The sequence below is a fragment of the Peribacillus simplex genome (assembly GCF_900156045.1).
Lineage (GTDB): Bacteria > Bacillota > Bacilli > Bacillales > DSM-1321 > Peribacillus > Peribacillus simplex_D.
Genome location: NZ_FTMX01000008.1, coordinates 98,515 through 113,346 on the forward strand (window position 1 = coordinate 98,515; position 14,832 = coordinate 113,346).

Consider the following 14,832-nt stretch of genomic DNA (forward strand, 5'->3'; position numbering starts at 1 on the left):
AAGGGACAGCAAGGGAATATCTTCTTCTATAACTCGACCTATCCATTAACTCGGTGATTTGCCCCTAGGTCCCTCTTGCAAATTTGGACCTCTCCCCGATATCTTCCGTAAGCATCATTGTCCATCGTTATGGACCCAAGGCTGCGTGCGACTGTATTACTCGGCTCAACATTTGCTGTGACCCGGGTATTCTGCAGCCGGAAAACATCTTGAGAAACATCTGGCCTCAATTTATACTGACCGCTTTGCAAAATTCGGGATTCCACTCTAACAGTTAGAATATTTAGATTTTTATAGGCGGTTAGTTTCTCAAGCAGATTATTCTCCGTTCCTTGATCTCCAACGTAAACTCCTTCCACATGCTGAATCATCTCAATACCGGCAGCGTAAGGATTCACCAATCTGTGTTTTTCGAGTGTTGGAAGACCCTCATGAAGAGGACCGCGTTTACTTCCTGCACCCGGGATGAAAGCAAAGATCGGTATGCCGTATTTCTTGAACATTCGATTTTGTTCATGAAAGAACCCTTCCTCAAGGCCCGTTTCAGGCCTTGGATAAAAGTTGTGCCAAGCTATCAGACTTTCCGTTTCCACACCGCCCCCAAGCACGGCTAAAAGCTCTTCTTCACTCAACGTACTTGCATTTAGTGAGAGTGAAAACACCTTAGATAAAGATATGACCATTTCTTTATTAAACCCATCATCAAGGCGAATACCTTTAATACCTAATGGCCATAAATCCGTAAATTTGCTAATCCCCAAATGATCAAGCGTTTTTAATGAGACATCTGCATGGATTTCCATTCCATAGACCTCTGAAAGCTTTAAAAGCGTGATCATCCTCTTCACGAGATCACCCTTTTCTTCAGGAATATGAAGCGAGGTAAATGCTCTCTTCACTCCCAGGTTAGCAGCATGGATGATTTGTTTTTCTGCATGCGGGTCTTGTAGATAAAAAGAGATTCCGATCACTTGAATTCAACTGCCATTTCATCTTTGAATCCAAACAAATACGTAAAAATAAATCCTGCTATATAGGAAATGAACAACCCAGCGAGAAACAGTCCGATTTGGTTTGGATGAACTAAAAAGGTAAGCGGCAGTCCGGACACACCGATGGACGACGTTGCGATTCCGAATTGAGCCTGGAATGCTCCACCTACTCCTGCTCCTAAACAAGCAGTTAAGAAAGGCCTGCCTAATGGCAGGGTCACTCCAAATATAAGGGGTTCACCAATACCTAGCATCCCGGAAGGAAGGCCTCCTCCGATAGCTCGCTTCAAACTTGCTTTCTTCGTTTTCATATAGATGGCAAATGCCGCTCCAACTTGGCCCGCTCCACCCATCGCCAAAATGGGTAGCAGTGGATCATCACCAATCGAATTGATCAATTCCAGATGGACAGGCGTTAATCCTTGATGTAAACCAGTAATGACAAGAGGGAGGAAGGCCGCACCAAGCACGAATCCAGCTACGACACCGCCGAAATCCAAAACATTCAATAACCCAGTCGTAATGGCATCCGATAAAAACCCTCCTACCGGCATAAATACAATGTAAGTGACAATCCCAGTAATGAGTAAAGCGATGGTTGGCGTCAAAATGATATCCAGTGATTGAGGAATGAATTTCCTGACCTGTTTTTCCACCAAGGCTATGAAAATAGCTGCAAAGAGGACTCCTATCAACCCACCGCGGCCAGGGAGCAAATTTTCACCGAACAATGAAATGTCGCCGACGGCCGGGTTTATGACCAAGATACCTGCTAATGCACCAAGTGCAGGTGATCCACCGTATTCTTTTGCTGCATTGGTCCCAACCAAAATCCCCAAGTAGGCAAACAGCCCCGATCCGATAACGGTTAAAATGATGGCTAATTGCGATTCTGCTGCAAGCCAGCCCGCTTGAACGATTGCTTTTGTAATACCGGTAATCAAACCTGATGCCACTAAGGCGGGAATTAAAGGGATGAAAATACTTGCAATCCTGCGTAAAAAAAGTTTAAACGGTTTTGCGTTTTTCCTATCAATCTCTGATTTATTCTTCGAGGCTACTTCCTTTAAGCTCAAATCGCCAGAAGATTCCTCCAGAAGCTTTTCAAATTCTGTATGAACCTTGTTCACCACGCCTGGCCCGAGGACGATTTGTATCGTTTCCTCTTCAATGACGCCAAAAACGCCTTCCATATTTTTTATATCTTCCATATTTACTTTCGAACGATCGATTGGCAGTACCCTGAGTCTGGTCATACAATGTGCAGCATCGGCAACATTAGAAGCCCCGCCTAATTTCCCCAATAACTCTTCTGCTAAACTGGCGTACTTATCCCCCTTACCCATTCAAAAGCCCCCTTTGTCAAATCTCGTATCAATCATTTATATCGCTTTGTCATCGATTTAATGGCAGACCTGGTGTTATCAATATATTGGACAGTCTCTTCATATTGTTCTGAAGCCATCCCCAAAAACAAAATGTCGATCATATATAATTGCGCCAATCGTGAGGATGTTGCTGCACTTCGAAAAGGTGCCTCATTCGAATGGGATGTATACAGTGTGGCGTCACACAAAGATGATACCGTTGTTTGGCCATAATGAGTCAGCCCGATTGTCTTGACCCCACGTTCTTTTGCCAGCTTCAATATATTGACAACTTCAGGTGTTTCCCCTGAAAATGAAATGGCAAAAACGATGTCATTTTCATCAGCATTTGCTATCAGGGTTGCAACTAAATGCATATCTGTAAAAGCCGTTGCCCCTTTATTAACGCGAAGTAATTTTTGCTGGGCGTCAGCAGCAACTATATTCGAAGCACCCACTCCGCAAAAGTGGACGGTTTTAGCATTCAGCATCAGTTTGATCGCCTGTTTGAGATTATCGTGATCGATTATTTCAGATGTGTCCCTAATGGTCTGAATCGAATTACTCGTTGTTTTCTCCACAATCCGATACAGTGATTCGGAAGGCTCGATATCCCGGTAACCCTGTTCAACGGTCTTCATCAAATCTCCAGCAATCCTTATTTTCAAATCTTGAAACCCTTTTATTCCAAGCGATTTACACAACCTAATAACGGCAGCCCCGCTTGTTTGGGCGGACGTACTTAATTCCTGTACAGTGCTGTTCACAACTTCATGAGGATTCTGTAGAATATATTCTGCTAGTTTTTGTTCAGATTGCGGCAGCTTGCTCAACATTGTCTGTATGATGGATAATCCTCCTGTAGCCATTGCTTCCCCCCTTAATCTTCATTGATCGAGATGGCTTTTCTGACATCTCCATCCGCATTCTCCAGCAACTCCATCGCTTTTTCATAATCTGTTGCCGTTTTTATCATGACAATCGCTGGTTTAACTTGATTGTTTGCCTTTTCAAGCGTATTCAAAGCTTGATCATAATCAGCATTCGTTACAGTTTCTATGATGCTTATTGCGCGCTCCTTCAATTTTAGATTACTGACATTAACATCGACCATCAGATTTTCATAGACTTTTCCCAACCGGATCATGGTTGCCGTTGAGATCATATTGAGTACCATTTTATGTGCGGTTGCCGCTTTCATTCTCGTGGATCCTGTTAACACTTCCGGTCCGACCACCACTTCGATCCCTATATCAGCTGCTTCGGTGATGCTCGCGTTTTCATTGCATGATAATGCCACCGCTTTAGCCCCAACTTTTCTTGCATAACGTAAAGCGCCCCTCACATAAGGGGTTCGGCCGCTTGCCGCGATGCCAATAACCGTATCATTTGCTGTAAGTTCCACGTCAATCAGATCACATTCCCCAAACTCTTCTTTATCCTCTGCTCCTTCAACAGCCCGAACAAACGCCTTTTCCCCTCCTGCGATTATTCCCAGCACCCTATCAGGCGGTGTGCTGAAAGTCGGGGGACATTCCACGGCATCCAGAACACCGAGTCTTCCGCTCGTTCCTGCCCCGATGTATATGAGTCTCCCTCCTTTTTTTAACGATTCGCAAGCCCATTCAACCACCGTTTCAATCTTTGGCAATACCGCCTGAACCGCTGCTGCCACTTTAAAATCTTCCTTATTGATTGCAGAAATGATTTCGATCGTATTTGCACTGTCGATATTCATCGTCTTTTCGTTCCGTAATTCAGTCGTTAATGAACGCAAATGTTCCTCCATAGACAATTAAATCCCCCTATTATCAATCACTTAAATATAATTTCATTTTTTAATAGAAAAAAATGAAATTATATTTCATATTATATTCAATGATAGCGTTTTCATTACTCGGATACAAGATATTTTTGTAAAATTTGTTAATTAGCATTTTTCTTTCCTCAAACCCAAATGCCGGCGAACTCCTTATTAAATTAAATATGAATCTATGGCCGCTTTAGGAGTCTACTATTTTTGGATGTAGATTTTTTCAACAATAAAAAAACGTGTACCGTTCCTATTATCAGGAACGATACACGAATTAACAAAAAGCTTAACTAGTATACTATCCGGAACATCTGCATCCCTTTACCCTTAACGGACAGGGACTACTTTCCCGTTCTCTACTGCACCGACGACAATAGTTGATGCAAATCCTCCATTTTCATCAATCGAAGGAATATCGTATATTTTTTGATCTGGCCCTATATTTGAAAGTCCATCTTGCATATGTTTACGGATGGCCTTGGCATCATCAACGCTGCCTGCAGATTTCATCGCCTCCACAAACGCATACATGGCGATATAATTCAATCCTACTTCGGAGCTTGGATCTTCCTTATAATTCTTTTGATATTTCTCAACGAAAGCAGGCACTGCTTCTTCATCTGAATCCATCAGCGGCAGAACGCCAATCGAGCCTTCCAATGTTTCATATGACCCTGCAATCGGCTTCATTTGATCCAGCTTTGCTTGATCCATGATGATGAAACCGCCCTTAAATCCTAGTTCCCGAGCTTGCTTCGCTACTTTTGCCGTAGGTTCCGAAGCACCACCGATAAATAGCACATCAGGATCTTTTTTCAAGGCATTGGTGACAATCGTAAAAAAATCAGTTTCTTTGGCGAAATCAATCGAGGAATTATAAACGACTTTTCCGCCTTGCTTTTCCCAATGCGGGAGCACGGCTTCCGTCCAGTCTTTCCCGTATTGCGAAGATGTTGGCAAAGCCGCAATCTTCTTGCCGAAATGTTCCATTGCATATGTTGTAAAAGGTTCGATATATCCTTCGTAATTCGGTGGAATCCGAACGGTTAAAGAATTTCCGCTCTCCGTCACAGCCGGCTCACTCGTATATGCACCAATGATGAATTCCTCTTGTTCATTAAAAACCTGGAGTGCCAGCACACCTCCGCTATGAGGAGTGAAAATGATCGGCGTATCATATTCCTGAATTAATCGTTTAGCATTCGACCCTGTTTCATTAGGTAAGTATTTATCATCCAACGATACTAAATTCAGCGTGTATTTCTTACCATCTACTTCAAACCCGCCAGCATCGTTAATTTCATTGACGGCCATTTCGACACCATTCAATGTCCGTTTCCCATATAAGGCTGCTGCCCCGCTTAAAGGACCGCTAAAACCGATGTTAACGACATTTTCACTTTTTCCTTTACTGCCACTGCTAGACACAGGGCTATCCCCTTTATTGCACCCGGTCAACGCAGTGATCATTAGCAGGAGAAAGATAAATAATACTTTCAGTTTTTTCATAAAAATCCCCCATTCGATTTTTTCAGGCCCCAATATACGCTTTCCTTACTTCATCATTGGCTAATAACTCACTTGCTGTCCCTTGAACGACAATTTCCCCATTTTCAAAAACATATCCTTTATCTGCAATGCCGAGAGCAGCATTCGCGTTTTGTTCAGCTAGGAGGACCGTGATTCCTTCGCGGTTTATTTCTTCAATGACCCGAAACATTTGTTCAACAATAAGCGGAGCGAGTCCCACCGAAGGCTCATCAAGCATCAACAATTTCGGTTTTGACATCAAAGCTCTTCCAATTGCGAGCATTTGCTGTTGGCCTCCGCTCAGGCTTCCCGCTTCATCATGATGCTTTTCTTTTAAAATCGGGAATAAGTGATAGACGTATTCCAAGGAATCCTTGATCTCCGTTTTCTTCTTTCGATGCACATAGGCACCCATCCTCAGATTTTCCGAAACGGTCATCTGTGGAAACAGTTTACGCCCTTCGGCACACTGGACGATTCCTTCCCGAACATTCTTATCCGGGGCACGGCCCCCTATCGGCATGCCCAGAAAATGAATTTCCCCCTTGGACAGCTTACTGATTCCGCTTATGGAACGAAAAGTCGTGCTTTTTCCTGCCCCATTCGCTCCTAACAAGACAACGATCTCTCCCTTGGCAACTTCGATATTCACATGTTTTATCGCAGTGAAACTCCCATAATTCACGGCGACATCGGTTAACTTAAGCACTGGCACTACCTCCCAAATAGGCTTTAATCACCGCTTCATTTCCGCGGATTTCCTTAGGTGTGCCCTCGGCGATTTTTTCCCCGTAATTAAGGACCATGATGTGATCTGCCAAGTTCATGATCATATGCATTTTGTGCTCGATTAAACAAACGGTCAGTCCCGATCGATTCAATTTTTTAATCAGTTCTGTCAAGCCTTCCGTTTCATCCGGGTTGATTCCCGCAGCAGGTTCATCAAGAAAGATAATTTCCGGTTCCGTCGCAAGGGCAAGGGCAATGGCTGTCCGTTTCTTTTCTTCCTGGGAGATGCTGGAGACCATTCTGTCAGCCGATTCCGTCAATCCAACAATATCAAGTACCTCCAAAGCCTTATCCCTGCACGCCGCTTCCTCCCGTTTTAATCGTTTTGTTCTTAGAATGGCATCCACCAGATTGGATTTGGTTCGCAGTCTATGCCCGACAATGACATTATCCAATACGGTCGATTGATCAAAAAGGCTTGTCGTTTGAAAGGTTCTTGAAATTCCGAGCCCCGCTATTTCATTGGCAGGAAGTTTGGTGATATCAATCCCTTTAAAAAGGACCGTCCCAGAAGTTGGTCGATGAAAGCCGCTGATCAAGTTGAAAAAAGTTGATTTTCCTGCACCATTTGGCCCGATTATTGCATTGATTCTACCCTTTTCAATCGTAAAATCCACATTATTGACGGCCGCCAATCCTCCAAACCGCTTTGTCAAATTCTTAGTTTCGATTAGCAAATTCATCCCTCCTCAGCTTTTATGTGCATTTCGCTCCTCACCCCGGACAGCTCATTATCTTTTCGCTTTCTTTGCCAATCAAAGAAGGCCCCTGCGATTCCGCGCGGATAAAAGATAATGATCACCGTAAGCAATGGCCCGAATATCAACATTCGATATTCTTGAAGGAATTGCAAATTCTGCGAAAGGATTACTAACAATAATGTTCCTACCAACGGACCTGAAAGTGTCCCGATTCCACCAACCAATAAATACATCAATAGATCGAACATTATGGCAGTTGAACCGATATCAGGTCCAATGAAACGAATGAATGAAGCATACAAGGCGCCTGCCAATCCTGCAAAGAATGTGGATAGGACAAATGCGGTTAACTTATTCTTCATTGTGGATATACCAATCGTTTGTGCAAGGTCCTCGCTGTTCCTGATGGCCATATACGTCCTGCCGGTCAACGAGCGTATAATTCGATACACGATTAAGATCACTGCAAGCAGGAAAATGAGGACTAGATAATATTGGGATGCTGCAGTATCGAATGTGATCGGCCCTATATTCCCAGGAGCAGGGATACCTATCAATCCCCTTACCCCCTCTGTAAGTCCCTCCCATTTATCGATGACCAGATATATGATGTAACCCACACATAGTGTATAAATCGCGAAAAAGTGTTCCTTTGTCCTCAGCGCGATCAAACCGATCAAAAACCCAATTGTACATGTGATCAAACATGCCGCTATAAGCGCCAGCCAAAAGTTCATTCCCGCTTTTACCGTCAGCAGGCCTAGTGAATATGCTCCAATCGCAAAAAATCCAGCATGTGCAAGCGAGAGATATCCAGTATAGCCTGATAATAAATTGATTCCATAAACAGCTATCGCCCAGATGAACGAAAGTGTCAGCATATGGAGATAATAGTCGTTTTGCGCGATAAAGGGGAATGAAAAAGCAAAGATGATAAGTGCGATAATCACATTTCTTTTCGTTAATATCTTCACGCTACCTCTCCCCCTTGGCAAAAAGACCTGTTGGTTTCACGGTTAATATTACGACTAAAAGAATGAATGCAATGATGTCTTTATAATCATTTGAAATATAAGTTGCGCCCAAGCTCTCACTGAAACCTAGGATATATCCGCCTACGATTGCCCCCGGGATGCTCCCCATCCCTCCCAAGATGATAATGACGAATGCTTTTAGGATGACTAAATGCCCCATGCCTGGAAAAACAAGGTTAATCGGTGATGCAAGGGATGAAGCGATCGCTGCCAATCCACCCGATATCATGAAGGTAAGCATCGCGACTTTATTAATGTTGATTCCCACCAATGACGCCCCTTCACGGCTTTGGGACATCGCTATTATCGTTGAACCGGCATAAGTTTTCTTAAGGAAAAGGTAAAGTAAAACCATCACCGCGATAGCTGACACGATGATCAATAATCGCTGAAGTGTGAATGTCAGGCCCATGATATTGACCACTTGGCCGTATGGAGAGGTCATTGTATGGAAGTCGGCACCCCAGACAAATTGGGCAAAAGCTTCAAGAAAAAGGAGAATTCCGATTGCTGCAATCTTATCGTGCAATGGAGGTGCCTCCCTTAACAGGCGGAACACGAAACGTTCCAAAAGGACTCCCAACAAACCAACAACGATAATGGATACGAACATGGCAATCCAGTAATTGACCCCATATAATGTCATCATTGACAATGTGATATATCCACCCAACATATATAGGGCACCGTGGGCAAAGTTCGGGATATGCAAAATTCCATATACTAGCGTCAATCCCAGGGCAACAAGACTATATACGCTGCCAATCGTCAAACCATTAAAAAGCTGCTGGATCAAAATTTCCATTTAATTCCTCCTTGAAAATTAATGAACTTCACTTTGCTGCTCATTCCCTGGCCCACAATCCTGTCCATATTTTGAAAGCACACATCTGCAACGAGAAACACTTTCACTTATTTCCCCACAGGCTCAACTTCAAGCTTTATTTCCCTATACTCACCACCATCAGATATAACTTAGGGTGCAGCGGAAAAAACCGAATTAGTTGTTAGCGCTTTCATTTCTTATGACCACTTAATTCAATTGGATATCATCAAAAATCAGCATAGTTTCATATTGACTCTATTCAAGGATTAAGTGGTATGCTGACAAGCAAATGCTGTTATTAGGGATAGCAAATGATTCCATCTTCTCTTTAATAAAGGCTAACCCCATGGTAATCGTGTGGTTCGTTCACCCCTTTCACCCCGCACCTTCTAGAGGAGGATCATTCCATAGATTAATTTCGTGTTACCTGTTATTCCTGTTAGTTATTCCTGTTAATAAATGCAAGTGCCGTGCCAAACATTAAATCACCGTCAATAAGACTATTCACCAGTCAATGAATTCATTATTGAATTGTAAAAATCAAAAGTATCGATTCCATATGGGATGTCCTTCATTCACTATTGACTGAAAAAAATCATTTCTGAATCAATGAATAAAGACATAATATGAAAAGGCTCCAAAAATACCTTCACAACAGCAATCATTTCCTGCAATAGCAGGTAATAAAGCGCGTTATCCCTCAAAAAGTGTAAATATCATTAGAAATTTCAGTCAAAAAAACAGCATCTCCATCGTTGAATAATATCCAACAATGGAGGTGCTGTTCTGTTCATGCTTACCTATTCTTTTCCACTGACCTTTAATCGGTATTTTTTAAGTTTCCTCACTATTGTAGCCTGACTGGAATCAAGGGCTTCCGCGATTTCATATGTAGTTTGGTAGGTTTGAGCCGCTTTCGTCAAGATTTCCTTTTCGGCCCTTTCCACCGCTTCTTTTAAAGTTAGGGCAGCATTGAGGTTCTGCTGATTCCGGTTTTCCGGCTGATATTCTTCCGGAAGGTCGTTAATCGATAATATTTGATTATCCGTCAGCACAACGAGCCTCTCCACTATATTAATCAATTCACGGACATTTCCTGGCCAATCATGTTGATAAAAATATTCCTTCAACCGCGAATCTATTTCTTTTGAGAATTTATATTGTTCGTTTGCCTTTGTTAAAAATAAGTCAGTCAATGCCAAGATATCCTCTCTTCTTTCCCTTAGAGGAGGAATTGTAATCGGAATGACATTCAGCCTGTAAAAGAGGTCTTCGCGAAAATCACCCGATTTGACCATCTCCGATAAATTTCGGTTCGTGGCTGCTATTATCCGAACATCGATTTTCTTTGGCTTTGTACCTCCGATTCTTTGAATCTCCCTTTCCTGAAGGGCCCGAAGCAGCTTCACTTGAAGTTGCAAGGGAAGCTCACCGACTTCATCCAAGAATAAGATCCCACTCTCTGCTAGCTCAAACATCCCTGGTTTGCCTTTTTGATTGGCTCCGGTAAATGCCCCTCCTTCATATCCAAAGAGCTCGGATTCCAATAAATCAGCGGGAATTGCCCCACAATTTATTTTGATGAAATCCCCTTTTTTAGATCGGATGCTCCGATTATAAATATTACGGGCAAGGACATCCTTTCCAACACCCGTTTCCCCCAGAATGAGTACGGTCGCATCAATATCCGATATTCTTTCAGCAATCTCATAGATCATTTTCATTTTATCACTGACAAATACGACTCCATCCTTGCTTGTTATCTTCCGCAGTTTCTCAATTTCCTGCTTATATTGATTATTCAGCTCATTAACTTTCGTCAACTCATGCATCAGTTCATTTAAATCAGATAAATCCCTTATATTCGTAACGACTTGCTCTATCTCCCCTTCGGCATTAAAAACGGGACTTCCTGTAATCAATGTTTCCTTTCCCTCAAAATTATCCTGTACGACCGATACCGTCCGTCTCAGTTTCACTACCTTATGCGTCACCGAAGCATTCAAGATGCCGCGTTTAATTAATTGGTCCACCGATTTGCCGATATAATACTCTTTTGGTATGCCAGTGATCCGTTCAATGGCCGAATTGGTATAAAGCGTGACTCCATCTTGATCGGTGATGTATATCCCATCATAGGAATTTTCGATAATGGCATCCAGTGCTCGATTCAATTTATCCGTTTCATGAGCATCAATCAATAAATCGTCCAAAAATTCTGTTTCACTGCCTATATATAGAATATTGTCAGTATCCATTTGTTTCATTAATAAAAATAAATACCGTTTATCATGCAACCTCGCAGCTGCAAGCCTTTTATTATCGAGAAATTGCCACTCATCAAATTGTTCAGTTAGTGTATTATTACCATTCTGACTTAACGATTGATTAAAATATATGCCCCAATCCTTTATCCGATTTGCAGAATCCACGACTAGTGCAGGAAAGGTCCACTCTTTGAGCAAATTAATCTGAGAATCCTGTTTCACTTGATTCATTACTATTCACCGCCGCAAAAAGAATTCTTTTTAAGTACAATTCTGGATAAATTTCGAAACTCCTTTAAAATTGTCGAATTTCGCTCCTAAAAAAAGTAGTGATGAAATAATTTTCATCACTACAGACTTTAGACAAATTAATAGAAGATCAGTTTGCCTACAGTTTTCTCCATAAAAAAATTCGAGTTGATTTCAGAGATCCACTCCCTTTCCGCCGACTGTCTGCCAAGCCTCATCAACGCAAGCGTCTGTGGGGTCTTGGCTAGCCAGTTATTCGGCAGGAGTGTCGCAAATTTCTTCACTCTAGTGAAAGTTTCATAAAACAGTAAAAACCTTGTTTTAAATTCATCGTTCGGGATGAGTCCATTCCAAACTCCCTTTTGTAGACAAACTGGAAGTGATGAAATAATTTTCATCACTACTTGCCCTCAGTAAGTCTTAAAAATAACTTCTCCACTGATCGCTTCCTTACCTGACTGGTTAGTGGCCGCTACATTGAAAAAAAATCTATTCCCATTTTTTTCTTTTAGATCCGCATGAAGAGTTATGACATCATTCAAGAAAACCATTCCTTTGAAGCGAATCTTGTATTCTTCGATAAATCCAGTTTCATAAAGATTACTGAAAAGCTTTGCGAGGTTTCCCATCGTCCACATTCCATGTGCGATGATACCGGGAAGACCAGCATTTTTTGCTTCCTCATCAATCGTATGAATGGGATTGAAATCACCTGATGCGCCGGCATATTTAATGAGGTCCATTCGCGTTACAGGCGGAAGCTCGATTGAATGTAACGAGTCACCAATATGAAGTTCGGTTAATGTCGTCACTTACTCATCACCATCCTTCTGATCGTTTCATTTAAAATGACAAGCTGTTCAGCAGTGAAGACAATTTCCCCATTTGCATCCATCCCATAGTTTTTAAAGGCTAGAAATCCCATTTCCCCTTGTTTCCCTTTTTTCTCATAATAGTCTTTCACTTCCGTATAACAAGTGATTTCTTCCCCTACCATCAGCGGCCTGTTATAGCGATATATCTGCTCACCATGAATCAATCCTTTATTCGGGAGATTTAAACTTTCGATCGTCCCAAAATCAAACACCCTTGGGAAAGTTGGTGGAGCTATATTCGTTCCGTACCTTGATTGCCTGCCAATTTCTTCTTCAATGAAAATCGGGTGGGGATCACCAATCGATAATGCGAATTTCTTAACGGCTCCCCGTTCAACTATATTTTTAACGGGGGTGGATCGTTTTCCAATACTTTCGTTGAACATAACATCCCGCCTTTTCCCTTAATTTTTTGGACCGCCCGCAACATATAAAACCTGTCCACTAATGAATGAGGAGGCTTCATCGGCAAAGAATGCAACAGCATGCGCGATATCACTTGGCAAACCGCTTCTTGCAACCGGAATACTGTTTGCCCTATCCTGGATGAATTGCTCAAAACTCACACCAACCCGTCTAGCTGTTTCTTTCGTCATTTCGGTTTCGATAAAACCTGGTGCGACCGAATTAGCCGTTATCCCGTATTTGCCAAGCTCAATCGCCAGTGTTTTTGTTAACCCCTGAAGCCCGGCTTTAGCAGCTGAATAATTAGCTTGACCGCGGTTCCCTAAGGCCGAAGTGGATGATATATTGATGATTCTTCCGTATTTATTCGCAACCATATGCTTCTGGGCGGCACGTACTGCATTGAAAGTACCTTTTAAATGCACATCCATTACCGTCTGCCAATCTGAATCGGTCATTTTGAAAAGTAGATTATCTCGGATGACCCCAGCATTATTCACGAGAATATCAAGCGATCCGAATGTATCGGTTATTTCTTTTATGGATGCTTCCACCTCTTCGGAATTGACCACATTGGCCACTTTGGTAAAAATGGTATAACCCTTATCCCTTAATTCATTTCCTGTGGATGTCAAAACCTCTTCGTTGATATCAATAATCGCCACGTTTGCGCCTTCACTGGCAAATAGTTCGACGATCGCCCGGCCAATTCCCCTGCTTCCACCTGTAACTAAAGCCGTTTTCCCTGAAAATCTCCCTGTCATAATCGTTTCCTCCAATCTATTATAAGAATTGTCCTAACTTCACATGCCCCTTAATCAAATTTCGGGAAATGATCATACGCTGTATTTCATCCGTACCATCATAAATCCTCCAAAGCCTAGCCTCGCGGTACCAACGCTCGATGGGAAGCTCCTTCGTATAGCCCATGCCTCCGTGTATCTGCAATACACGATCAACGACCCGATTCCCCATATTGGCACCATAAAGTTTAGCCATTGAAGCTAAATGGCGATTGTCTTCTCCGTTATCAAGTGTAAAAGCCGCATTCAATACAAGCCATCTTGCAGCATCGATCTCTACGGCCGAATCAGCTATCTGCCATTGAATGGCCTGGCGCTCCGCGATCGGTTTACCGAATGTGACTCGTTCTTTCGCGTAATCTATAGCCATTTGCAGCAATCTTTCTGCAGAACCGACAGCGCGTGCGCCCACGATCCATCTTGCAAACCCAATCCATTCCAGGCCTAGTTTATAACCTCCATGCACTTCCCCTAAGATGTTTTCTTCGGGTACCCTGACATTATCAAAAACTAAACCGGCCGGTCCCCATTCTCCCATTGTATTGATATACTCTGATCTCCATCCCATATCACGGTCAACAATGAAACAGGTTACCCCTTCCGTTCCGGTTGCTTGATGACGTTCTTTGTCGGTTACAGCAATGACCATGACGAAATCGGCATCATTTCCTCCGGTAATGAAAGTTTTTTCACCGTTAAGCACCCATTCGTTCCCTTCTTTTACTGCCGTCATTTTAATATTTCGCGTATCGGACCCAGCCCCCGGCTCCGTCATGGCAAAACAGGACTTTTTCTCACCGTTAATCGTAGGGATAAGATATTTCTGTTTCTGTTCTTCATTTGCATAATAAAGTATGTTATCAGCCGAACCTCCAAAGCTGAATGGTACAAACGTTTTTGATACTTCCATCAAGACAATTGCCATCATAAGCTGTCCTAGGTCTGCCCCGCCATATTCCTCCGGGGTATTGATGCCCCAAAAACCAGCCTTTTTTGCTTTTTCCTGTAATTCTTTCAATGTCCCCTCTGGTAAACTAGGTTTTCCTACCATTTCATTGCGAAGCACTTCATTTTCCAAGGGAATCAATTCATTTTCCACGAACTTGCGTATTGTTTTTTGTACCATTTTTTGTTCATCCGATAGTCGTAAATCCATCTTAACCCCTCCGCTTTCCAATTAG

General features: G+C 42.5%; 15 protein-coding genes. All 15 read right to left on the reverse strand.

The features are described 5' to 3' along the window. Positions 1-38 precede the first annotated feature (38 nt). The 15 genes from BW986_RS23555 to BW986_RS23625 all read right to left on the reverse strand — a co-directional run bounded on the left by BW986_RS23555 (position 39) and on the right by BW986_RS23625 (position 14,807). On the reverse strand, positions 39-971 hold the full coding sequence (locus BW986_RS23555) for a MupG family TIM beta-alpha barrel fold protein (protein WP_260320943.1): 933 nt from the start codon (positions 969-971) through the stop codon (positions 39-41). Continuing rightward, complete coding sequence (locus BW986_RS23560) at positions 968-2,338, reverse strand: PTS transporter subunit EIIC (protein WP_076371368.1); 1,371 nt, start codon at positions 2,336-2,338, stop codon at positions 968-970. Before BW986_RS23560 ends, BW986_RS23555 begins: the two co-directional genes overlap by 4 nt. Positions 2,339-2,370: 32 nt before the next feature. Beyond that, positions 2,371-3,228: a MurR/RpiR family transcriptional regulator gene (locus BW986_RS23565; RefSeq protein WP_076371370.1), complete on the reverse strand. Its 858-nt coding sequence runs from the start codon at positions 3,226-3,228 to the stop codon at positions 2,371-2,373. 11 nt (positions 3,229-3,239) lie between these two features. Further along, positions 3,240-4,154, reverse strand: coding sequence for an N-acetylmuramic acid 6-phosphate etherase (murQ, locus tag BW986_RS23570; RefSeq protein WP_076371372.1), 915 nt, complete (start codon positions 4,152-4,154; stop codon positions 3,240-3,242). Between the two features lie 345 nt (positions 4,155-4,499). After that, positions 4,500-5,681, reverse strand: coding sequence for an ABC transporter substrate-binding protein (locus tag BW986_RS23575; protein ID WP_076371588.1), 1,182 nt, complete (start codon positions 5,679-5,681; stop codon positions 4,500-4,502). 22 nt (positions 5,682-5,703) lie between these two features. Next, a complete protein-coding gene (locus BW986_RS23580; RefSeq protein ID WP_076371374.1) occupies positions 5,704-6,411 on the reverse strand; it encodes an ABC transporter ATP-binding protein in 708 nt (235 codons plus the stop codon). Continuing rightward, on the reverse strand, positions 6,404-7,168 hold the full coding sequence (locus tag BW986_RS23585) for an ABC transporter ATP-binding protein (RefSeq protein ID WP_076371376.1): 765 nt from the start codon (positions 7,166-7,168) through the stop codon (positions 6,404-6,406). Before BW986_RS23585 ends, BW986_RS23580 begins: the two co-directional genes overlap by 8 nt. Before the next feature lie 2 nt (positions 7,169-7,170). Beyond that, positions 7,171-8,166 (reverse strand): branched-chain amino acid ABC transporter permease, encoded by a 996-nt coding sequence (locus tag BW986_RS23590; RefSeq protein ID WP_076371378.1) that lies wholly within the window; start codon positions 8,164-8,166, stop codon positions 7,171-7,173. 1 nt (position 8,167) lies between these two features. Then, complete coding sequence (locus BW986_RS23595) at positions 8,168-9,031, reverse strand: branched-chain amino acid ABC transporter permease (RefSeq protein WP_076371380.1); 864 nt, start codon at positions 9,029-9,031, stop codon at positions 8,168-8,170. Positions 9,032-9,852: 821 nt separating this feature from the next. Then, the gene (locus tag BW986_RS23600; protein WP_076371382.1) at positions 9,853-11,550 is read right to left on the reverse strand and encodes a sigma-54 interaction domain-containing protein; all 1,698 of its coding nucleotides are present in this window, start codon (positions 11,548-11,550) and stop codon (positions 9,853-9,855) included. Positions 11,551-11,687: 137 nt separating this feature from the next. Then, a complete protein-coding gene (locus BW986_RS23605) occupies positions 11,688-11,969 on the reverse strand; it encodes a hypothetical protein (protein WP_142244721.1) in 282 nt (93 codons plus the stop codon). A 9-nt stretch (positions 11,970-11,978) separates the two neighbouring features. Beyond that, on the reverse strand, positions 11,979-12,380 hold the full coding sequence (locus BW986_RS23610; protein ID WP_076371386.1) for a MaoC/PaaZ C-terminal domain-containing protein: 402 nt from the start codon (positions 12,378-12,380) through the stop codon (positions 11,979-11,981). Next, positions 12,377-12,829 carry a MaoC family dehydratase N-terminal domain-containing protein gene (locus BW986_RS23615; RefSeq protein ID WP_076371388.1) on the reverse strand — a complete coding sequence of 151 codons (453 nt, stop codon included), beginning with the start codon at positions 12,827-12,829 and terminating at the stop codon, positions 12,377-12,379. The genes BW986_RS23610 and BW986_RS23615 overlap by 4 nt, the downstream gene beginning before the upstream one ends. Positions 12,830-12,847: 18 nt before the next feature. Beyond that, positions 12,848-13,612 (reverse strand): SDR family oxidoreductase, encoded by a 765-nt coding sequence (locus tag BW986_RS23620; RefSeq protein WP_076371390.1) that lies wholly within the window; start codon positions 13,610-13,612, stop codon positions 12,848-12,850. A 19-nt stretch (positions 13,613-13,631) separates the two neighbouring features. Continuing rightward, positions 13,632-14,807, reverse strand: a complete 1,176-nt coding sequence (locus BW986_RS23625; RefSeq protein ID WP_076371392.1) for an acyl-CoA dehydrogenase family protein — start codon at positions 14,805-14,807, stop codon at positions 13,632-13,634. Positions 14,808-14,832: the final 25 nt, after the last annotated feature.

Bases quoted from the DNA above. Each gene is read 5' to 3' on its own strand.
- BW986_RS23560 (WP_076371368.1), bottom strand. From the start codon at position 2,338: ATGGGTAAGGGGGATAAGTACGCCAGTTTAGCAGAAGAGTTATTGGGG.
- BW986_RS23565 (WP_076371370.1), bottom strand. From the start codon at position 3,228: ATGGCTACAGGAGGATTATCCATCATACAGACAATGTTGAGCAAGCTG.
- BW986_RS23575 (WP_076371588.1), bottom strand. From the start codon at position 5,681: ATGAAAAAACTGAAAGTATTATTTATCTTTCTCCTGCTAATGATCACT.
- BW986_RS23595 (WP_076371380.1), bottom strand. From the start codon at position 9,031: ATGGAAATTTTGATCCAGCAGCTTTTTAATGGTTTGACGATTGGCAGC.
- BW986_RS23600 (WP_076371382.1), bottom strand. From the start codon at position 11,550: ATGAATCAAGTGAAACAGGATTCTCAGATTAATTTGCTCAAAGAGTGG.
- BW986_RS23615 (WP_076371388.1), bottom strand. From the start codon at position 12,829: ATGTTCAACGAAAGTATTGGAAAACGATCCACCCCCGTTAAAAATATA.
- BW986_RS23620 (WP_076371390.1), bottom strand. From the start codon at position 13,612: ATGACAGGGAGATTTTCAGGGAAAACGGCTTTAGTTACAGGTGGAAGC.
- BW986_RS23625 (WP_076371392.1), bottom strand. From the start codon at position 14,807: ATGGATTTACGACTATCGGATGAACAAAAAATGGTACAAAAAACAATA.